Origin of the sequence: Denitromonas halophila (genome assembly GCF_007625155.1) — a bacterium.
In the GTDB taxonomy this organism is placed as follows: domain Bacteria; phylum Pseudomonadota; class Gammaproteobacteria; order Burkholderiales; family Rhodocyclaceae; genus Nitrogeniibacter; species Nitrogeniibacter halophilus.
The window spans coordinates 1-20237 of record NZ_VMNK01000003.1 but is presented as its reverse complement, the minus strand read 5'-3'; the positions used below and the strand labels follow the sequence as shown (position 1 = coordinate 20237).

General features: G+C 64.8%; 18 protein-coding genes and 3 tRNA genes. 13 read left to right on the top strand and 8 right to left on the bottom strand.

What is annotated here, in order from left to right; all coding sequences use genetic code 11:
* Window positions 1-84: 84 nt before the first annotated feature.
* The 6 genes from FHP91_RS02110 (at window position 85) to FHP91_RS02085 (ending at window position 5166) form a co-directional block, all read left to right on the top strand.
* Complete coding sequence (locus FHP91_RS02110) at window positions 85-1314, top strand: phenylacetate--CoA ligase family protein (RefSeq protein ID WP_144308030.1); 1230 nt, start codon at window positions 85-87, stop codon at window positions 1312-1314.
* Window positions 1315-1390: 76 nt separating this feature from the next.
* Window positions 1391-2002: a carbonic anhydrase gene (locus FHP91_RS02105; protein ID WP_144308029.1), complete on the top strand. Its 612-nt coding sequence runs from the start codon at window positions 1391-1393 to the stop codon at window positions 2000-2002.
* A 3-nt stretch (window positions 2003-2005) separates the two neighbouring features.
* Window positions 2006-3145 (top strand): CaiB/BaiF CoA transferase family protein, encoded by a 1140-nt coding sequence (locus FHP91_RS02100; RefSeq protein ID WP_144308028.1) that lies wholly within the window; start codon window positions 2006-2008, stop codon window positions 3143-3145.
* A 45-nt stretch (window positions 3146-3190) separates the two neighbouring features.
* Entirely contained in the window at window positions 3191-3763 is a 573-nt protein-coding gene (locus tag FHP91_RS02095; protein ID WP_144308027.1) for a sigma-70 family RNA polymerase sigma factor, read from the top strand.
* Window positions 3760-4452, top strand: coding sequence for an anti-sigma factor (locus tag FHP91_RS02090; protein WP_144308026.1), 693 nt, complete (start codon window positions 3760-3762; stop codon window positions 4450-4452). The genes FHP91_RS02095 and FHP91_RS02090 overlap by 4 nt, the downstream gene beginning before the upstream one ends.
* 141 nt (window positions 4453-4593) lie before the next feature.
* Window positions 4594-5166: a cytochrome P460 family protein gene (locus tag FHP91_RS02085; protein ID WP_144308025.1), complete on the top strand. Its 573-nt coding sequence runs from the start codon at window positions 4594-4596 to the stop codon at window positions 5164-5166.
* Between the two features lie 156 nt (window positions 5167-5322).
* Here the strand turns inward: FHP91_RS02085 and FHP91_RS02080 are convergent, their stop codons facing one another.
* Window positions 5323-5910: a ferritin-like domain-containing protein gene (locus tag FHP91_RS02080; protein WP_144308024.1), complete on the bottom strand. Its 588-nt coding sequence runs from the start codon at window positions 5908-5910 to the stop codon at window positions 5323-5325.
* A 145-nt stretch (window positions 5911-6055) separates the two neighbouring features.
* Here FHP91_RS02080 and FHP91_RS02075 point away from each other — a divergent pair, with 145 nt between their 5' ends.
* Window positions 6056-6952, top strand: coding sequence for an AEC family transporter (locus FHP91_RS02075; RefSeq protein ID WP_144308023.1), 897 nt, complete (start codon window positions 6056-6058; stop codon window positions 6950-6952).
* Window positions 6953-6995: 43 nt separating this feature from the next.
* Here the strand turns inward: FHP91_RS02075 and FHP91_RS21685 are convergent, their stop codons facing one another.
* From FHP91_RS21685 to FHP91_RS02055, 4 genes are all read right to left on the bottom strand, one after another.
* Window positions 6996-7628: a PhaM family polyhydroxyalkanoate granule multifunctional regulatory protein gene (locus FHP91_RS21685; RefSeq protein WP_391527554.1), complete on the bottom strand. Its 633-nt coding sequence runs from the start codon at window positions 7626-7628 to the stop codon at window positions 6996-6998.
* A gap of 109 nt (window positions 7629-7737) precedes the next feature.
* Entirely contained in the window at window positions 7738-9657 is a 1920-nt protein-coding gene (locus FHP91_RS02065) for a hybrid sensor histidine kinase/response regulator (RefSeq protein ID WP_144308022.1), read from the bottom strand.
* Window positions 9654-10574, bottom strand: coding sequence for an ABC transporter substrate-binding protein (locus FHP91_RS02060; protein ID WP_144308021.1), 921 nt, complete (start codon window positions 10572-10574; stop codon window positions 9654-9656). Before FHP91_RS02060 ends, FHP91_RS02065 begins: the two co-directional genes overlap by 4 nt.
* 102 nt (window positions 10575-10676) lie before the next feature.
* Window positions 10677-12644 (bottom strand): TonB-dependent receptor plug domain-containing protein, encoded by a 1968-nt coding sequence (locus FHP91_RS02055; protein ID WP_144308020.1) that lies wholly within the window; start codon window positions 12642-12644, stop codon window positions 10677-10679.
* Window positions 12645-12934: 290 nt separating this feature from the next.
* On the opposite strand from FHP91_RS02055, the gene FHP91_RS02050 reads away from it, so the two are divergent.
* Entirely contained in the window at window positions 12935-13564 is a 630-nt protein-coding gene (locus tag FHP91_RS02050; RefSeq protein WP_144176154.1) for a response regulator transcription factor, read from the top strand.
* A 34-nt stretch (window positions 13565-13598) separates the two neighbouring features.
* Here the strand turns inward: FHP91_RS02050 and FHP91_RS02045 are convergent, their stop codons facing one another.
* From FHP91_RS02045 to FHP91_RS02035, 3 genes are all read right to left on the bottom strand, one after another.
* Window positions 13599-14303, bottom strand: coding sequence for a ParA family protein (locus tag FHP91_RS02045; protein WP_144176153.1), 705 nt, complete (start codon window positions 14301-14303; stop codon window positions 13599-13601).
* Between the two features lie 86 nt (window positions 14304-14389).
* Window positions 14390-15145 carry a class I SAM-dependent methyltransferase gene (locus tag FHP91_RS02040; RefSeq protein ID WP_144308019.1) on the bottom strand — a complete coding sequence of 252 codons (756 nt, stop codon included), beginning with the start codon at window positions 15143-15145 and terminating at the stop codon, window positions 14390-14392.
* A 124-nt stretch (window positions 15146-15269) separates the two neighbouring features.
* Window positions 15270-18806: an indolepyruvate ferredoxin oxidoreductase family protein gene (locus tag FHP91_RS02035; protein WP_144308018.1), complete on the bottom strand. Its 3537-nt coding sequence runs from the start codon at window positions 18804-18806 to the stop codon at window positions 15270-15272.
* Window positions 18807-19075: 269 nt separating this feature from the next.
* Here FHP91_RS02035 and FHP91_RS02030 point away from each other — a divergent pair, with 269 nt between their 5' ends.
* The 5 genes from FHP91_RS02030 to FHP91_RS02010 all read left to right on the top strand — a co-directional run.
* Window positions 19076-19591, top strand: coding sequence for an Lrp/AsnC family transcriptional regulator (locus tag FHP91_RS02030; RefSeq protein WP_144308017.1), 516 nt, complete (start codon window positions 19076-19078; stop codon window positions 19589-19591).
* 40 nt (window positions 19592-19631) lie between these two features.
* A tRNA-Tyr gene (locus FHP91_RS02025) sits at window positions 19632-19716 on the top strand.
* 84 nt (window positions 19717-19800) lie between these two features.
* Window positions 19801-19874, top strand: a tRNA-Gly gene (locus tag FHP91_RS02020).
* Window positions 19875-19891: 17 nt separating this feature from the next.
* Window positions 19892-19966: transfer RNA gene (locus tag FHP91_RS02015), tRNA-Thr, on the top strand.
* Between the two features lie 67 nt (window positions 19967-20033).
* On the top strand, window positions 20034-20237 hold a 204-nt coding region (locus tag FHP91_RS02010), incomplete at its 3' end, for a GTP-binding protein (protein ID WP_246116197.1).

Here is a 20237-nt window from a genome sequence, read left to right as displayed (position 1 = left end):
GGTTGCGGGCAGCGCTCGTAACCACGGCTGGCCCATCGCGCCGGAGCGCGGGCCGCGCCTGTATTGATTGAATCAAGGAATCTTATGAACTTCTTCGACGCCAGAGAACACCGCGATCCCGCCGAGCGCGAGCGGGACTTGCTGGCCCGCCTGCCCCAGCAGATTCAGCATGCAAAGGCCAAGACGCCGGCGTTTGCGAGTCTGCTGAAGGCGGTCGACCCGAGCACCATCACCTCGCGTGAGGCGCTGTCAGCATTGCCAGTGACCCGCAAGTCGGAGCTGCTCGAGTTGCAGAAGGCGGCGCGCCCCTTCGGTGGCTTTTCTGCCATCAAGTGGGGCGCGTCCTGCGCGCGGGTCTTTGCCTCACCGGGACCGCTCTACGAGCCCGAAGGCGCGCGTGAAAACTACTGGCGAATGGCCCGTGCGCTGTTTGCCGCCGGCTTCCGCGAAGGCGATCTGGTGCACAACACCTTCTCCTATCACATGACACCGGCGGGCTCGATGATGGAAACTGGTGCGCATGCCATTGGCTGCTCGGTGTTTCCGGGGGGGGTGGGTCAGACCGAACAGCAGCTGGCCGCCATGCTCGATTTGCAGCCGGTGGCCTATACCGGCACGCCGTCTTTCCTGCGCATCTTGCTCGAAAAAGCCGACGAAGCCGGCATTACCCTCAGCCTGAGCAAGGCCTTTGTGTCGGGCGAAGCGTTTCCGCCCAGCCAGCGCGACGCGCTGGCGGCACGCGGCATTCATGCCTACCAGGCCTATGCCACGGCAGACATCGGCCTGATCGCCTACGAAACCCCGGCCCGCGAAGGCCTGGTGATTGATGAAGACGTACTGGTCGAGATCGTGCGTCCCGGCACCGGCGATCCGGTGGCCGAGGGCGAGGTCGGCGAGGTGGTGGTGACCACCTTCAACCCCGACTATCCGCTGATCCGCTTCGGCACCGGCGACCTCTCGGCCGTGCTGCCGGGCGCGAGCCCCTGCGGGCGCACCAACGCCCGCATCAAGGGCTGGATGGGGCGGGCCGACCAGACCACCAAGATCAAGGGCATGTTCGTGCATCCCGGGCAGGTCGCCGCGGTGGTCAAGCGCCACCCCGAGATCCAGCGTGCACGCCTGGTGGTGGACAACCCCGACCTGACCGATCGCATGACGCTCAAGTGCGAAGCCGCCGAAGACGCCGCGCTGCAGGCCGGCATCGTCGCCAGCCTGCGCGAGCTGACCAAGCTGCGCGGTGAGGTGGCGTTCTGCGCCGTAGGCTCGTTGCCCAACGACGGCAAGGTCATCGACGACGTTCGGACCTACGAGTAGCACGCCCTCGACCGATGGCCCCGCAGCGAACAGGATACGGGCTGACCGAGATACCCACGCGCTGCGGGAGAAGGGCATGATCAACGACCTGCTCAAAGGCAATCGTCGTTTCGTCGAGACGGTGTTCGAACGCGAGCGCCCGTATTTCGCCGAACTGTCTAAAGCGCAGCACCCTACGGTGCTGTGGATCGGCTGCTCCGATTCGCGTGTGCCGGTGAACACCATCACCCAGACGCGCCCCGGCGAGATTTTCGTGCATCGCAATGTGGCCAACATCGTCGCCGGCGCCGATTGGAACCTGTCGGCGGTGCTCGAGTTCTCGATCAACCACCTCAACATTCCCGACATCGTCATCTGCGGTCACTACGGTTGCGGCGGCATTCTGGCGCTCGACAACACCAGCGAGCACGATCAGTACGTGCCGATCTGGCTGAACAGCGCTCGCGAGGCGGCCCACCGCGTGGACGGGCGCCTGCTTACCGCCAGCGAACCGCTCAGCGCGGTGCAGCGCCATCGGCTGGTCGTGGAAGAAAACGTCAGCCTGCAGATGGAGCACCTGCTGGCCTATCCCTTCGTGGCGCGGGCGGTCGACGCCGGCAAGCTGGCGGTGCACGGCTGGGTGTATGACATGGACACTGGCTGCATCAACGTGCAGGCGTCGCGCCCGCGCCGCCCCAGAAGCGAGTAAGACATGACCGAACGCAGCAAACCCCTCACCGGCCTCACCGTCCTCGACCTCACCCGTCTGCTGCCGGGCCCGCTGGCCACCATGCACCTGGGTGACCTGGGCGCCGAAGTCATCAAGATCGAAGACCCCGGCGTGGGTGACTACGCCCGAAGCATGGGCGCCATGCATGGCGACACCAGCTACTTCTTCCAGCTGGTCAATCGCAACAAGAAGAGTCTGGTGCTCGACCTCAAGGACCCGGCCGACAAGGCGGTGCTGCTTGGCCTGGTGGCGACGGCCGACATTCTTGTCGAAGGCTTTCGCCCCGGCGTGATGGCCAAGCTGGGCCTCGACTACGCCACGCTCAGCGCGCACAACCCGCGGCTGGTCTACGCCAGTATCAGCGGCTATGGCCAGACCGGCCCCTATGCGCAGCGCGCCGGGCACGACATCAACTACCTTGGCTACGCCGGTGTGCTCGATCAGATGGGCGTCGCGGGCGGGCCGCCGGCGATGAGCAATCTGCAGATTGCCGATCTGCTCGGCGGCACGCTCACTTCGCTGGTGGGCGTGCTGGCGGCGGTGATCGACGCGCGCGCCAATGGTCGCGGCCGGCATGTGGATGTGGCCATGACCGATGCGGCGCTGGCGCATGCGATCTTCCCCATGGCCGAAGTGCTGGCCGAAGGCAAAACCCGTCCGCGCGGCGAAGATCTGCTTACCGGCGGCGTGCCCTGCTACGGGGTGTATGAAACGCAGGACGGGCGGCACATGGCAGTGGGGGCGCTCGAAGAAAAGTTCTGGCAGCTGACCTGCGATACCCTCGGTCGGGCCGACCTCAAACCCTATCACCTCAGCCGCGGCGAGGATGGTGCCTATGCCCGCGCACAGCTCGAAGCCATTTTCCGTGCCCAGCCGCTGGCTCACTGGACGGCAGTGTTCGATGCGGTCGATTGCTGCGTCACGCCGGTGCTGCGCCTGCACGAGAGCCTGCAGCACCCGCAGATTCAGGCGCGCGGCATGGTGGTGGAGGTCGGTGGTATCCGCCAGTTTGCGCCGCCTTTCGGCCTGAGCGACTATGCGCTCGGCGAGGCGAAGCCGGCGCCCGCGGCCGATGCGGATCGCGAAGCGCTTCGTGCGCGTGCATCCAGCGCGAGGCCATAGTCGTACAGGGAGCAAGGGCGCCTCTTTTGCGCCGAGAGGGGAGCCATGCTCGACGATATCCACATCCGACGATTGATTCTTCTTAGCGCCGCGCGCGACGCCGAGGCCTTTGAACAGCTCTATCGCCTGACAGCGCCGGTCTTGCTGGGCGTGGCCTTCAAGGTCACCGGCCGGCGCGAGCTGGCCGAAGAGGTGCTGCACGACGCTTTCATCAAGATCTGGCATGCGGCGGCACGCTTCGATCCGACGGCGACCCGGCCGGTGGCCTGGATGGCGACCATCGTGCGCAATCGTGCCATCGACACCGTAAGTCGGGCCGATGTGGCGCGGGTTATCTCCGTCGATGAGGACGAAGACAGCCTGGATCGCTATTTCGACTGGTCCGACGCGTCCGAGGACGAAGCCGACAGCGCCCGCATGCGTCACTGGCTGCGCGGCTGCCTCGATGAGCTCAAGGGCGGCGAGCGGCAGGCGCTGGTGCTGGCCTACATGCATGGCCTCAGTCATGGCGAACTGTCCAATCAGCTGGCCAAGCCGCTGGGTACCGTCAAATCCTGGGTTCGACGTGGCATGCAGAGCCTCAAGCAGTGCGTCGATAGCTGCATGGGGGTGTCATGAAGCTCGACCAATCCCCGCTTCTCGACGCGCTGTGTGGCGAATACCTGCTGGGCACGCTGCGTGGCGCCGCGCGGGCGCGCTTCGAACGCGCGTGCGCTGAAGAGCCACGTGTCGCCCTGCGTCTTCAGCATTGGCAGCAGGTGTTTACCCCTCAGCCCAGCGAGGCTTTCCGTATGCAACCGGCACCGCGAACCTGGCAGCGCATCGCGCACGATCTCGATCTTCGCCGCTATCGGCAGCCGTGGTTCGCCCGGGTGGGGCTGTGGCGCGGCTGGGCGCTGACCGCCACGGCGGCGCTCACGGTCTGGCTGGGTGCCAGCCTGGTTGAGCGTGCGCCGGTGGCGCCGATCATGCACCCGATCGCCACGCTGGCCAGCGGCGAGGGGGCGGCGCCAGTGGTGGCGTCCTTGTCGGACGATGGGCGCTGGCTGCAATTGGCGCCGTCGCGGCCAGTGCTCGCGGCCAGCACTCAAAGCTACGAGCTGTGGCTGCTGCCGCCCGACGGTAGCGCACCGGTGTCGGTCGCGGTGCTTGGCCAGCTGAGCGCGCAAGTGCCGGTGCCGGCGCCGCTGGTCGGGCGCTTGCACGCCGGGGCCAGGCTGGCGGTGTCGGTCGAACCGGCGGGTGGTTCGCCTACCGGGGCGCCGACCGGCCCGGTGATTCTGGTCGGTGCCATCGACGCGGTATAAGCCGTTTCATTCTGGCCAGGGGCGCTCGCTTTGGCGGGCGTCTTTGCGTTGACACCGCCTGGGTGCATCCACCGCGGGGCTTGGCCCGTACAAGTGAGGTATCCCCCCGGATACATCCACAGCACTGACGGGAGTACGCTCATGAATACGAAACGATTCCACTTGACGGCCCTCAGCCTGGCCGTGATCGGCGCCACCGTGATCGGCGCTGGCTGTGCCAGTCATCGTGGCGCCGAGCCCATGGTCAAGGCGCCTGCCGATGGCGACATCGGCGTGCCAGCCACGTATCGCGCATGGCCGAGCTTCGTGCCGACCGTCGACAAGGTCGGCGGGGCGCAGGTGCGCGAGATCTATATCAACCCGGTCGGGCTGAGGGCACAGAAGGGCGAGGCCTTTGCGGCAGGGACGGTCTCGGTGATGGAACTCTACGCCGCGCGCAAGGATGCGGCTGGCAAGCTCCTTATGACCCCGGAGGGGCGATTGATCAAAGGCGAGTTGTCAAAGATCTTCGTCATGGCCAAGGGCGAGGGCTGGGGCGCGAGCCTGCCCGCCGGTACCGTGGGCAACGGCGACTGGGTGTATGGCGCCTGGCAGGCCGACGGCAAGACCGCCGCGACTTCTGATTTCAGTGGCTGCCGCAGTTGCCATCTACCGATGGCAAACACCGACTTCGTGGCGCGCTACGACGAGCACTTCATGGCGCGCATGCGCTGACGCATCTGCCCGGGGCTCGCAGCCCGGGCAGGCAGCCAACACCACGGGCCGGCATTGTTTTGCACAGATGCCGGCCAATAAAACGGGGATCGCGCCGAACTGGCGCGATCCCCGTGCTCTGATCAAGCCCAGGCCCTTGCGGGACCGGGCGTCGGATCAGGCGATGAAGGCGGCCGGCACCGGGTCTTCGCCCAAGGCGTTGAGCAGGATCGCCCAGTGCATGGTTTCGTCGCCCAGAATGCTGGCCGCCGCGCGGGCCAGTTCGCGGTTCGAGAACTGCGGCACCGCACCCAGGTAGGCGCTGGCGGCCCCTTTTTCCAGCCCGGCAGCAAAGCGCAGGACGTCGGCCTGCTCTTTGAGTTGGGTAACCGGGAACTGGTAGTTTTCCGCGCGCATCGCCATCACCGGCTTGCCGCCGAGTTTCTCGATGGTGCCGGCAAGCACATCGGCATGCGCCTTGTGGTGGCCCTGAAATTTCACCGCCACATCGAGGACCGGCTTTTGCAGCAGGCCCGACTCGGCGCCGACCTGATAGGCCGCGATTGCCTGATACTCCAGGCCGAGGGCGACGTTGAGAATGGCCAGGTCGTCGGTCTCGCTCATCTTCATCTTGCCGGCCAGCGCGCGTCCGGGGGCGGCCAGGCCAATGGCGGCGGTGGCGCCGAGGGCGAAGAGGCTGCTGTTCTTCAGAAACAGACGACGTTCGACGCGGGTCAGGGACAGATCGATCTCTTTCTTGTTCATGGTGATCTCCGTTGTTGGCAAGGGGGCGACGATGGCCGCCCTTGTCTCCTGTACGGACCCGCTAGGTCACTGGATGCATCGGTGGCAAAAAGAATGTGCGTATTACGGATGCCGCAGGTTGGTAGCCACAGGTATCCTCCCGCTCATGGATACCTTCCTCCTCTTGTTACCGGATTTTTCCCTGATCCTGCTGGGGGCGCTTTTGCGCCGCTACGGCGGCTTTGGCGACAGTTTCTGGCCGGGGCTGGAGAAGCTGGTCTACTTCGTCCTGTTTCCCGCCTTGCTGTTCAGTGCGCTGGCGCGGGCACGTATCGATTTTGACACCACCTTGCCGCTTTTTCTGGCGGGGCTGATCGTGATGGGCTCAGGTTTTGCGCTTGGCCTGGCGGCGCGTCCATTTGCGGGCTTGACGTCCATGGCCTTTGCGTCGCGCGTTCAATGCGCCTTCCGCTTCAATACCTATATCGGCATGGCCGTCGCCGGCAAGGTCCATGGCGTTGAGGGCATTGCGACCATGGGCGTGCTGTGCGGCACGATGGTGCCTTTTGCCAACGTCATGGCCGTGAGTTTGATGGCACGGCATGGGCAGGGCGGTGTCTTTCGCGAACTGGCAAAAAACCCGCTGATCCTGGCAACGCTTGCCGGCCTGGCCTTTAATCTCGCCGGCGGGGCGCTGGCCGTGCCGGCGCAGTCCTTCTTGACGCGCCTGGCCGACGCGTCGATTGCGCTGGGTTTGCTGGCGGTGGGGGCCGCGCTGCGCTGGGGTCAGGCCGGCGGCCGCTGGGCGGGGTCGGCGTGGATCATGACGGTCAAGCTGCTGTGCCTGCCGACCCTGGTGTGGTTTGTGGCGCCGTGGTTGGGTCTGTCCGGGGTGGCGCGCGATGTGGCGGTAATCTTTGCCGCGCTACCATCCGCGTCATCGGCTTATATCCTGGCCATGCGCATGGGCGGCGATGGGCCGGGGGTGGCATGGCTGATCTCCGCCACCACGCTGCTGGCCGTGCCGACGCTCACCTTCTGGCTCGGCCTGCTGCGCGGCTGAAGCACCCGGTCAACGTCTCCGGCGGCGTTTTTTGGCGGAGATATCAGGTTTTTTTTCGCGGCGTTGCGGCCGGTTTCTTGGCGGCGGGCGTGCGCGCCGCGGTGGGCTTAGCGCGGGCGCTGCTGGCGGGTTTTTTGGCCGCCGGCTTTTTTGCGGGCGCAGCCTTTTTTTCGGCGGCATTCTCGGGCATCAATTGCCAGGGCCACATGGCCGCGCTGGCCGCTGCGTTGGTTGCCGCGGCGGCGACTCCGGCAAACGGGTTGCTGCCTTCGGCGCTGGATTCCGGGGGCTCGCTCTGCGGTGTGGCCTGGGCCGCCGCCTCGGGCGCGGCGCCGCTCATGGCTTGCAACCATGACCACAGGGCGGCGTTGTTGAAGGGGTTGGCGTTGGCCGAGTCACTGGTGTCGGCGGCGTCCGGGCCTTTTTGGCGGGTTGCCTCGCCCATGGCCTTGATCGTGGTCAGGGTGGCGTGCTGCATTTCAAGGCCCTGAATGCTCATCTGCAACATGTTGAGATTCATCTTGAGCCAGCCTTCCACCGCTTTCATGTCGGTGATGCGCTTCTCGAGCTCGTCGATATCCAGGGTGGGCGTTACCATGCCGGGCAGCGAGAAGCCCATGCCACTCCACATGTTGCGCACAAAATCGAGAGGGTCAGACGAGGATTCGTGGCTCATTGGGGGCTCCGTGGGTTTGCAGGTTGAGCGTTGATCTTAGCTGAGCCCGCGGTGAAATGCATGGTGCATGGCAGCATTTTGGTGAGACGGTCTGACTCGGCGAGAGGGACTAGCTGACGTCTTCCGACGTATCGCTGCTCAGCATGCGTTGCACCAGCGCGCGTAGTTTGGCGGGGCGCACGGGCTTGTGCAGTAGCGGCACGCCGGCCGCCCGGGCGCGATCGGCGGGTTCGGAGGCGGTGTCGCCGCTGATCAGGATGGCTTGCAGGCGGTGGCCGAAGGCGTGGCGCAGACTGCCGATGACATCGAGCCCGGTCTGGTGCTCTTGCAGGCGGTAATCGGTAATCAGGATGTCGGGCACGGGGGCACCGGCGAGGGCGTCGATCAGCGCCGATGGCATGGCGGCCGAGGTGACATCGCAGCCCCATGAGCACAGCAGACTGTTGAGGCTTTCGAGGGCCAGCGGGTCGTCGTCGAGAATGGCGATGCGGACGTTCTGAAGACTGCCCGGCTGGCGGTCGGTGGGGGCAATCGTGTCGGGCGCTTCGGGCGGAACGCGTCGGGCGCTGACGCCGAATACCGAGCCCCAACCGGGGCCCGAGCGCAGACTGAGGCGGTGGCTGAGAAGCTGGGTCAGTCGACGGACGATGGCCAGGCCGAGGCCGAGGCCTTTGCTGCGGGCGCGCTCGGGATTGTCGAGCTGGACGAATTCCTGAAAGATCAGTTCCTGAGCGTCGCTTTCGATGCCCCGGCCGTTGTCGCGTACTTCGACGCGCAGGAACTCGCCCTCCTGCCGGCAGGCGATGAGAATGCGCCCGTGATCGGTGTAGCGGATGGCGTTGCTCACCAGGTTCGACAGAATGCGTTCGAACAGCAGGGGGTCGGTGGCGATCCAGTGCGGGCAGGGGCGCACGCGGAGCTTCAGGTGGCGCTCCTCGGCCCAGATGTGGAAGTCGTTGGCGATGCGGTCGAGGATGGGTTGCACGGGGGTGGGCTGGATGCTCGGCTGCAGGGCGCCGGCGTCGAGGCGGGAGATGTCGAGCAGGCTGTCGAGCAGGTTTTCCATGGCCTCGGCGGAGGCGGCAATCTGGCGCACAAGCCGATGCGTGGCTGGTGGATGATCTTTTTCGCTGAGTTCGGCAATGAACAGGCCCAGCGCATGCATGGGCTGGCGCAGGTCGTGGCTGGCGGCGGCGAGGAATCGGGACTTGGCGATGTCGGCGCGCTCCGCTTCGTCCTTGCGCTCACGCAGTTCGGCGGTGGCTTCGGCGATGCGGCGGGTCATGTCGTCGTGCGCGCCTTGCAGGCGTTCGGCCATGTCATTGACGCCGACACCCAGTCGCCGCAAGCTGCCGCCGCCGCGAATTTCGACGCGCTCGTGCAGACGCCCGGCGCCGATTCGCCCGACCGTTTCAGCGACCTTCCGGATCGGCTCGCTGACCCCCTGGCTCATGCGAATGGCCAGCAGCACGCTGCCGGCGAGCACTAGCATCAGCGCCGACAGACCGGTCCACAGGAGCGCATCGCGCTGCGCGTCGAGGCGCGTGCGGGACAGATCGAGCAAGACGACGCCCAGTTGCTGCGTGCTGCTGCCTTGCTGGGCTTCGTCGAAGGCGAGGAGGTCGACGTCCAGTCGGGTGGGCAGGATGGGTTCGTAGAAGCGCAGCGTCTGGTCGAAGGCCTCATCAACGGATTGGGTCGGCCGGCGCAGCGGGGCGGCGACGGAAATGAAGCCGCTGCGGGCCAGCTCCTGGCCGGAAGTGTCGGCGATGAAGATGCCGCGAACGCCTTCTTCGGCGCGGGCGCCGTCGAGCAGACGGCGTATGTCTTCGCGGTTGTTCGAGAAGACGGCGTACTCGGTCGCGCTGGCGATCTGCCGGGCAAAGGCGCGCCCGCGATCGCGATAGGCTTCTTCGAGGTCAGCGATCCGCGAATGGGTGTAGTAGATCGTCATGAACACAGCCAACACGATGGCCGGCACGACGGCTACCAGTATGACGCGGGCGCGGATTCCCCAGGATTGAATCATCGCGCGCCCTCCTGGCGGCGAATCTGCGCTTCGAGTGTGGCGGCATCGGGCAGCTCGATGGCGAGTGAGCGGGCCACATGCGGATTGACGCTGACCGAGAAATACCTCGGATGCGTGGCCTCGGACAGGGGGGCGCCGCGCAGACTCTGCAGGGCGATCTCGGCGGCCTGTTGGCCCATTTGTTCGGGGCTGGAGTACACCGCCATGACCGCGCCCGCGCGGACATAGGCGGGCGAGAAGCCGATCACCGGCGAGCGATGGCGGTAGGCCGTGAGCAAGACGTTCTGGATAGTGAAGTTGTTGAACACTTTCGGGTCGGGGACGGCGAGCAGAACCGATGAAGTAGCCAAGACTGTCTGCAGGGCGTTGTAGAGCGTCTGATTGCTGGAGACCGCGGCGGTGTTTGTGGTCAGGCCAAGTGCGGGCGCGGCGGCCTTGATCGCCTTGACGAAATCGCGCGAGTCGGCACCGTGTACGATCGCGATGCGCGACCATTCCGGCAGGCCGGCGCGAATCAGCGCCAGCTGTCGGGCGACGGGCTGGTCGATGAAGACCGCGGTGCGTTGGCCGGCCACGGCCGGTGGCAGGGCGCTGTAGCTTTGTTCGGTGAGCAGCGAACAGATGAGCCGCTGGTCGGGGCGTTGCGACAGGACTTGCGCTGCCCGCGTACCGATGGCGATCAGTATGTCGTCTGCTTGCAGTGTTTGCGTGTCGAGGGCGTCGATGTCGGTGCGAATCGTTGCCACATTGGGCAGGCTGGCTTGCAGGGTGTCAGCGGCCGCTTGTGCGGTGCGTTGGTAGGCATCGGCCTCGCCACTGAGGACGAGGTAGACACTGGGCGCCGCCATCAGCGATCCGGCCATGCAGCACAGCAGCATGACCAGAGCGCGAAGAAGGCGGGCGCCTGAGCGTTTCATGGGCGGTTAGTGTCAGTGCGTGGAAACGTCGGCAATCGCGCGCCGGGTGAGCCGGCGGCGGGTCATGGCGAACGGGGCCGGTGAGTTGAAGAACGCCATGCTTTAGTACTCCAGCCTCAAGCTTGCGTAGGCCTGGGTTGGACGGGTCAGCGATGGCAGGTAGTCGGCGAAGGCGTCGGTCCAGTGCTGCACGCCCACTGCGATTTCACCGCGAACGCCACGGATTGAGAAGCGGTGCGCCAGCCGAAGGTTGGTCTGGCGATAGGCTTTCAGCCGGTTCTTTTCTTGGGTATACCACTGCATGCTGCCCACAAAGTGGTGCGTTAAGCTCATATGCCATCCGGGGTGTATTTGCGCTGCTGCAAAGACCGAAAACTGCTCGTTCGGCGCCGATCGATCTGCGAATTCGTCATTGCTGTTGATATCTAACGAAGCATAATGCCCGCCGATCCATGTGTCATGTGTCGGACGATATAGACCGGTCAATTCAGCACCACGAATTCGCGCGTAGCCGCCGTTGGTGTAATGCGGTGTCTCCCCGTTTGTGTTGAGAACCGGGACAGGATTTGCGTTAGAGGGGGATGTAATCCGGCGAAGCATATCTTCGACCCGTTCATCAAAGAGTCGAAGATCGATGTTGCTGCGGCCATTTTGCCATTCTTGGCGGATGCCTATTTCACGTGTGGTGATGCGCTCCGGCCTCAGGCCGGGGGATGGCTGGAAGCTTTGGCGAATGAGCATTCCGGTGCTGCTCTCATAGAATCTGACATCCGCTTGCCGCTCGAAGGGGGTGAGGTTTCGGTAGGCACGGCTCACGGCCGCGCGCAGTGTGGTGTTGGGCGTGGCATGGAAGTTGGCGGCAAAGCGTGGGGACAGGCGCAAACCGGTCACATTGGTTTTTTCCAGCATGGCGCCGGCGTTGAGCGTCCAGCGCGGACTGGCTTGCCATTCGGTGTTTGCGAAGAGCCGGGCCTGTCGGACAACGATGTTGTCGTCGGTGTTGAATATTTGCGTTGAGTTCACCCGATCTTCGCGCAGACCGACACCCCACGCCAGTCGCAGATCGCCTCTGGGGTGGATCAGATGCTCAACTTCGATGTCATCACGCAGCGCTCTATTTCCGTAGTTGACTTGCACTCCCAGGCCACCGCCAAGTGGCACAAAGAACGCGTCGACCGCGCGCTCTTCCTGATGAAAATAGGTCGCTTTGATTTCGTCGTTCAGACCAAGCTGCTTGTGCCACCGAATCTGGCCGAAGCCGGTGTAGTTGTCGACGCTGCGCGCGGGGTCGGAGACATCGGTTGTCACGCCGGTTCGCGCCCGGTTGTCGACAAAGCCCAGATGAAGCTCGACCTGCTGGTCGGGCGTCAGTTGCCAGTCGATGCGAGCATCGACCCGTTGGTTGCGATAGGTGTCGTCGATGGGGGCGAGGCCGTTGTCGCCTTGGCGGCCGACGGTGAGCCGGGCCGTGAGATCGCCGAATTGCTGGCGGGTCGACAGCACGCGCTCCTGAATGCCGTTCTCGCCTTCGGTGAAACGCACGCGGTAGCGTGGGGTGTCGGCGGCGGGGCGGGTGATGATGTTGACCACGCCGAGGAAGGCGTTGCTGCCATAGGCGGCCGCGTTGGAGCCGCGGAAGACTTCGATGCGTTCGATATCGTCGATATCGACGCTGAGCTTTGCCCACTCGATGCCGCTGATAAAATACGGCGAATAAGCCGAGCGGCCGTCCACCCGCACGAGCATCCGACGGGGCGCGTCGTCAGACAGGCCGTGATAGGTCGTCAGTGCGGTTGAGCCGTTTTTGCGCCCGGTCTGAAACCCAGGCACCCAGGCCAGCAGTTCGGCGACATCGCGCGCGCCCGAGGCGCGAATCATGGCGCGGTCGATAACCGTGACGGCGCCGGGCGCATCCTTGAGCGGCTGGACCAGACGGGCGGCCGACAGCACCACCGGGATGTCATCGAGAAAACTCATCTCGCTGGCGACCGCGTCAGAGGCGGCATGTGACGAAAGAGGCGACGCAGCAAGCGCGAGAGCGGCGACCCAGGAGGCGTGGCGACTGGACATGGTGGCTTGACGGTGTGGCCCCGGTTTTACGGGGCAAGGAGCCGTTGGATAGAGACGAAAACCCCCCTATTGTTACCGGATTGAAGGCAAGCGCATAGGGTGAAAGTGCTTCGGCCACGCCGGCTTTAACGGTGTCGCAGATCGCATGGCGAAGGGGGGCGGATGGACGCGGGGAGACGCAATGTCACTGCATTGATTTGAATGGTGTCGTGCTATCCTTTCGGAATGTGTGGGTTGAAACGACCGCGGGCGGCACCAAAGCATGCTCGGATGTCAATGGAGAAGTGTGCGTGACCAAGATTCTGGTGGTTGAAGATCACGTCCTCGTGCGTGAAGCCATGTCGCAGACGCTGATGCGACTGGAAGACGGTGTCCAGTGTTCAGGCTTCAAGGCCGCGGATGAGGCCTTGGCGGAGCTTGAGCGGGATCCGGAGTGGGATCTGGCGGTCATCGATTTGATGTTGCCTGACATGAACGGGTTTTCGCTGCTGGCGATTCTGGCCAAGCGCTTCCCGGATGTGCCGGCGATTGTCGTGTCGGCGCTCGACGATAGCGCGTCGATTCAGCGCGCCCTGAAGGCTGGGGCGTCGGGCTTCGTGCCAAAGTCCTGCTCAAGCGAAGAACTGCTTGACGCGATCCGCATTGTGCTCAACGGCGGGGTCTATACGCCCAAGGAAGACGCCACGGGCGCCCGCCGGCGAAGTGGCGCGCCGGTGCAGGACCGCTTCGGCCTGACCACCGCGCAGACCCGCGTCATGGAGTTGCTCGCCCAAGGGCGCACCAATCGCGAAATTGCCGAGCTGCTGGGCTTGTCCGAAGGGACGGTGAAGGTGCACATGTCGGCCATTTTCCGCGCGCTGAACGTCACCAATCGCGCACAGGCGGTGTTGGTGATCACGCGTCACGGCGCGCGCGTATAAAGCGGTCGGCCCGAGGTGGCTCGGGCGACCGTTTTTAGCGCACTTGGCCGTTGGCGTAGTGCGGCAGGCTGCCGGCGGTTTCCATTTCGTCATCGGTGCCGACGACCACCTCTTCCGGGTCTTTGCTGTCCCGGTATTCAATTTCCATCACATCCAGCATCTGACGGGCAATGCCGCGGCAGGCGTTGGCCAGCGGCGTGGGCAGTTGATCCGGCACTTCACGTTGCAGCAAGAGTTTGGTCGACGACAATCCGTTAACCGGACGCAGAATGCGATGCCGGTAAGCGCTCATCCATTGCGCGACGCTGCGATCGGCCGCTTCGCGCGCCCACGGGTTGGTCGGCCACTGCGAGGGCAGGGCATAGGCGCGCGGGAAGCGCTCCAGGTCGGCGACGACCGTGCGGATGTCTTCATGCGACTCCCGAAACGGCAGTAGGATGATGTCGGCCAGCGCGTACAGGCGCCGATCGACCTCTGGCCGGTTGCCGCCGCCGTCGATCACGCCGAGCCAGCCGTCCATGGTGCGCAGTTTGTCGACCACCTTGGTGAGGCTCTCGGGCGTGCGCGCGTCGGCCGTGACATAGCGCCGGCCATTAGGGGCGAGGGGTTCGCGGGAAGTGTCGGTGAGCACGCACGCCGAGCGCTGCCCGAGGAGGCCAAGCCCCTGGCAGAGCATGTGCGAGAGGGTGGTTTTGCCAGTCCCACCCTTGTTCCCGATCACGCAGATGATGTCAGCCATGACGGTATTTCCGAAGCGCGGCCGATGCCGCATGATCAAATTATCGTCGTGCACCGAGGGCGACGGCCGGTGGAACTGACCGGTTTTTATCCCTTTATTGGCGCTTTGCCTTTTGCGGCGGGCGAATAGACATACAGTTCGCGGCCGCCCGCTTCGGTGGCGGGCACGATGAAATCGGGCGCGACGGCCGGCACCGCGAAGCTATTGCTCACCAGCCGGGCGCCAGGTCGCATCTGTGCTTGCGCCTTGGCCCACACCTCGGCCATGGGCACAGGTGACAGGAAGGTGTAGATGAGGTCGTAGGCGGCCCAGTCGTCGGCCCAGAAGTCGCCGCGCCGCCAGTCGACATTGGTCGTGCCTGCCGCCAGCAGGCGGCCGATCAGCCAGGGGCCGGGGGCCGCTTCGATGCCTACGAACTGGCAGTCGGGCCGTGCCGCGGCAAGCGGCCGGACCAGCGAGCCGGTGCCGGCGCCGGCATCCAGCACTCGGGCCGACTTCTTGGGGAGCAAGTCGAGTACGGCGTCGGTGGTGGCTGCATTGGTCAGAAAAAGCGGCACCTGGGTGCGGAAACTGGTCCAGTAAAAGAGCGCGAGCACCGTGAACGCCGCCAGATACCAGCCCGCCGAAATGCCGAGTCCGCTCGCCGCCCACACCAGCGGCGTGAAGGCGAGGTGGAAGGCGTGCCACCAGCGCGGCGCCCCAAGCGCCCGACTGGCGAGCGCGGCAAGCGCGCCCTGGCTGAGCGCCAGCGCGAAGCCGCTTAGCGGTGCGCCGAGCTTGAGGGCAGCGAAGATCACGGCCCAGGCAATCAGCTGAGAAAGCACAAATCGAATAAGCGGCATGGACGACGGGATAAGCCAGCGTGGGCCCATGATAGCCGGCTGCTGGCGGGGGTAAGGCGAGATCTGCCGGGAAAATCCGGGGCAATTCCCTGGCGGGCGAGGCGGCATCGCCCGCCAGGGGGGGTTAGGCGGCGCTGGCCTCCTCGCTGTTTGGCGTGGGCTCACGCCACTTTGCGAGCAGGGCTTGCCGTTGTGCCTCGGCGGTGGCCATGTTGCGCGCCTTGACGTGCCCGAAGCCGCGGATGGTCTCCGGCAGGCGGGCGATCTCGACGGCCTGCTTGTGACGCAGGAAACTCAGCGAGTCGAGAACCTCGCTGATGTCCTGCTCGTATTGCCGGATCAGTGCCCGTTCAGCGCACCGCTCTTCGGTGCGGGCGAAGATATCCCAGCGCGTGCCACGCAGGCCCTTGAGTCGGGCGAGGACACTGAACACGCGCCGCATGCCTTCGCCGTAGATGCGCTTGGCGATGCGCCCGGTGACCGGGTCGGGGCGCGACAGAAAGGGCGGCGCGAGGTGGAATTTGACCTCGAACTCGCCTTCGAAGGTGTCGCTGAGGCGGTTCCAGAAGGCCGGGTCGCTATACAGGCGCCCTACTTCATACTCATCCTTGTAGGCGAGCAACTTGAAGTAGTTGTGCGCAACGGCCTCCGCCAGCCGGGTCATGCCCAGCGGCGCCTCGGCGGCGCGCACCCGCTCGACCAGGTGCTGGTAGCGGCGGGCATAGGCGGCGTCCTGATAGTCGGTGAGTGTGCGCATCCGGCGCGCAACGATCTCGTCCAGCCCCGGGGGGTGCAGCGGCACGGCGCGCGGCGGGCGGGCGATGCGACTGACTGCATCCACGTCGCAGGCCGCGCGGCGGCCCCACACAAAGGCCTGTTTGTTCATGGGGACGGCGGTGCCGTTGAGCTCGATGGCTTTCATCAGGCCCGCGTGGCTGACCGGCACCATGCCTTTTTGCCAGGCGTAGCCGAGCAGGAAGAGGTTGGTGGCGATGGCGTCGCCCATCAATGTGGTGGCGAGGCCCTGCGCGTCGAGGAAGTCGGCGTTCTCGGCCCCGACGGCGTCGCGCACGGTGCGTTCCATTTTGTCGAGCGGGAACTGCCAGTCCGGGTTTTTGGTGAAATCCGAGGTGGGCGTTTCGGCGCAGTTGATGACTGCGCGGGTGCGTCCGGCCGCCATCTTGGCCAGGGCTTCGACACTGGCCGAGACCACCACGTCACCGCCGATTACCGCATCGGCTTCGCCAGCGGCGATACGCACGGCGTGCAGGGATTCGGGCTGGTTGGCGACGCGGATGTGGCTGAACACCGAGCCGCCTTTTTGCGCCAGACCGGTCATGTCGAGCACCGTGACGCCCTTGCCGTCGAGGTGGGCACCCATGCCGATCAGCGCGCCGATGGTGACCACGCCGGTGCCGCCGACGCCGGTGACCATGATGCCGAAGGGCTTGCGGGTGTCCGGCAGGTCCGGCTCGGGCAGCGCGGGAAAGCGCTCGCCCGCGTCGGCGATCGCCCGGCCCTTGCGCGGCGCGCCACCTTCTATAGTGACAAAGCTGGGGCAGAAGCCGTTGAGGCAGGAATAGTCCTTGTTGCAGGAGGACTGGTCGATCTGGCGCTTGCGGCCAAATTCGGTTTCGACGGGCAGGATGGACATGCAGTTGCTGGCCACGCCGCAGTCGCCGCAGCCTTCGCACACCGCCTCGTTGATGAACACCCGTCGCGCCGGGTCGGGGTAGAGCCCGCGCTTGCGGCGGCGGCGTTTTTCGGCGGCGCAGGTCTGGTCGTAGATCAGCGCGGTGACGCCGCCCGAGGCGCGCAGTTCGCGCTGGACCGCGTCGAGCTCGTCGCGATGACGCACCGGGATATGCGGGATGTCGGACGGGCCATAGGCGCGATCGGTGCCGTCGGTGACGATCACGATGTTGTGCACGCCTTCGGCCTGCAGTTGCTGCACGATGATCGGCACCGACAGATGGCCGTCGTGCGGCTGGCCGCCGGTCATGGCGACGGCGTCGTTGTAAAGGATCTTGTAGGTGATGTTGACGCCGGCTGACACCGCCTGCCGGATCGCCAGCAGGCCGGAGTGGAAGTAGGTGCCGTCGCCGAGGTTGGCGAATACGTGTTTTTCGCGCGTGAAAGGCGACTGGCCGACCCAGGGCACGCCTTCGCCACCCATTTGGGTGAAGGTGCCGGTGCGCCGCTCGGGCATCCAGGTGACCATGTAGTGGCAGCCGATGCCGGCCAGCGCCCGGCTGCCTTCGGGTACATGGGTGGAGGTGTTGTGCGGGCAGCCGGAGCAGAAGGTGGGCACGCGGTCGATGGAGAATACGCGTTGGTCGAGCGCCGCCTCCTTGGCTTCGAGAAAGGCCAGGCGCGCCTGGATGCGGTCGGAGGTGAAGAAGCGGGCGATGCGACCGGCGATGACTCGGGCGATCATCGCCGGAGTGAGCTCGCCGGCGGCGGGCAGCAGCCATTTGCCGTGGTCGACCTTGCCGTCGCCCTTGGGCAGCAGCGCCCACTCGCCCTTTTCGTCGAACTTGCCGACCACGCGCGGACGGACGTCTTCGCGCCAGTTGTAGAGTTCTTCCTTGAGCTGGTATTCGAGCAGCTGGCGTTTTTCTTCGACCACCAGAATCTCTTCCAGCCCTTCGGCAAAGTCGCGCACGCCAACCGATTCGAGCGGCCAGACCATGCCGACTTTATAGAGCCGGATGCCGATTTCGGCGGCCAGCGCATCGTCAATGCCCAAGTCGTCGAAGGCCTGACGCACGTCCAGGTAGCTCTTGCCCGAGGTGATGATGCCGAGCTTGGGCGCGGGCGAGTCGATGATGACCTGGTTGAGCCCGTTGGCGCGGCAGTAGGCCAGCGCGGCATACAGCTTGTAGTTGAGCAGGCGCTTTTCCTGCACCAGCGGCGGGTCCGGCCAGCGGATGTTGAGGCCGTCGCGCGGGATGGCGAAATCGTCCGGGATGACCACTTCGACGCGGTTCGGGTCGACGTCCACCGAGGCCGAGGTCTCCACCGTATCGGCCAGCGCCTTGAATGCCACCCAGCACCCCGAGTAGCGTGATAGCGCGTAGCCATGCACGCCGAAGTCGATGTACTCCTGCACACCGGCCGGTGCGAGCACCGGCATCATCATCGACTTGAAAAAATGATCGGTCTGATGCGGGAAGGTGGATGACTTGGCCGCATGGTCATCGCCCGCCACCACCACCACGCCGCCAAACTTCGAGCTGCCCGCCGCGTTGCCATGGCGGAACACGTCGCCACTGCGGTCGACGCCCGGCCCCTTGCCGTACCACAGGGCGAACACGCCGTCGTATTCCGCGTCGGGCGAGAGGTTGACCTGCTGAGAACCCCATACCGCCGTGGCGGCGAGGTCTTCATTGATGCCGGGCTGAAACACGATATTGCGCTGCTTCAGGTGGGGGCGCGCCTTCCACAGCGTCTGATCGAGTCCGCCCAGCGGCGAGCCGCGGTAACCCGACACAAAGCCAGCGGTGTTGAGCCCGGCGGCGTGGTCGCGCTCTTGCTGGATCATCAGCAGTCGCACCAAGGCCTGATAGCCGGTGAGATAGACGCGCCCGCTGTGCAGGGTGTACTTGTCGTCGAGGGTGACGTCGCGTGGCGGGGCGGTGACGAGCGTGCTTTCGGCCATGAGGCTCCTCCTCAAAAATCGTATTTTTGGGTGCCGCAAAAAGCAGATGCCGTTGCGTGTCCGAGGGATGAGGATCCACGCGCCGGTTTCGTTAGCCTAGCGTGCGGCCGACGTGACCGCTAGGTGTTTGGAGCGCTGGTCTGCGGGAAGGTTGCGTGTAGTGGAACAGTGCCGCTGCACGGCCGCGAACGGCGGGCGGCCACGCAATCAAATTGCGCATGATGCTAATTGCGCACAGAATCCATCCGATCAAACGCCCGGGGCGTGGCATGAATCCATTGGACCGAACCGATTTAGGCATTCTTGAGCTATTGCAGCGCGACGGTCGCATGACCAACGCCGACCTCGCGCAGCGCGTGTCGCTGTCGCCGTCGCCGTGTTTGCGGCGCGTCCGGCAACTGGAGACGGCGGGTGTCATCCGGCATTACGCGGCCATTGTTGATCCGTGGCGGGTGGGGCTCGGGCTACAGGCCTATGTCACGGTCACCATGGAGAAGCGTGGCGATACGCAGATTCGTGCGTTTCATGCGGCGGCCCAAGCCTGGCCGGAGGTGCTTTCCTGCTTTGCGCTGACCGGCGAAATGGATTATCTGTTGAACGTGATCGTCGAGGATCTCGAGCATTTTTCGCGCTTTCTGATGGAACGTCTGCTCAAGCTCGAAGGCGTGGCAAACGCCAAATCCAGCTTTGTATTGCAGACGGTCAAACACACCACGGCCTTGCCGCTGGACGGTCTTGCACGCCGTACCGCGCCGCATTCCTCGGTGTCGCCAAAAAAGGTTTGACACAGGGGGTTGCTACGCCTATAGTGCGGGGCTTCTCGCTGGAGGGGTTCCCGAGCGGTCAAAGGGATCAGACTGTAAATCTGACGGCACAGCCTTCGAAGGTTCGAATCCTTCCCCCTCCACCAGATTTTTTAGATGTGCGTAGTGAGACAGCGCCGCGGCGAGTTGCCCGGTGAGGCGAGCGGTGTTGGTGTAACGCTTCGTTGTGTGCGGGTGTAGCTCAATGGTAGAGCAGAAGCCTTCCAAGCTTACGACGAGGGTTCGATTCCCTTCACCCGCTCCATGGTTTGTGTGTGGTGCGCCCATGTAGCTCAGTGGCAGAGCACTCCCTTGGTAAGGGAGAGGTCGGCAGTTCAATCCTGCCCATGGGCACCAAGAATTCTTGGTGTGGCCTGCGTAAATTGTGTAGCGCGTATTCCTGATTTCGGACAGAGGTATCGATATGGCTAAGGGTAAGTTTGAGCGGACGAAACCGCACGTTAACGTGGGTACGATTGGTCACGTCGACCATGGCAAGACCACGCTGACCGCGGCGATCACGACGATTCTGTCGAAGAAGTTCGGCGGTGAAGCCAAGGACTACGCGTCGATCGATAGCGCGCCGGAAGAAAAGGCACGCGGCATCACGATCAACACGGCACACGTT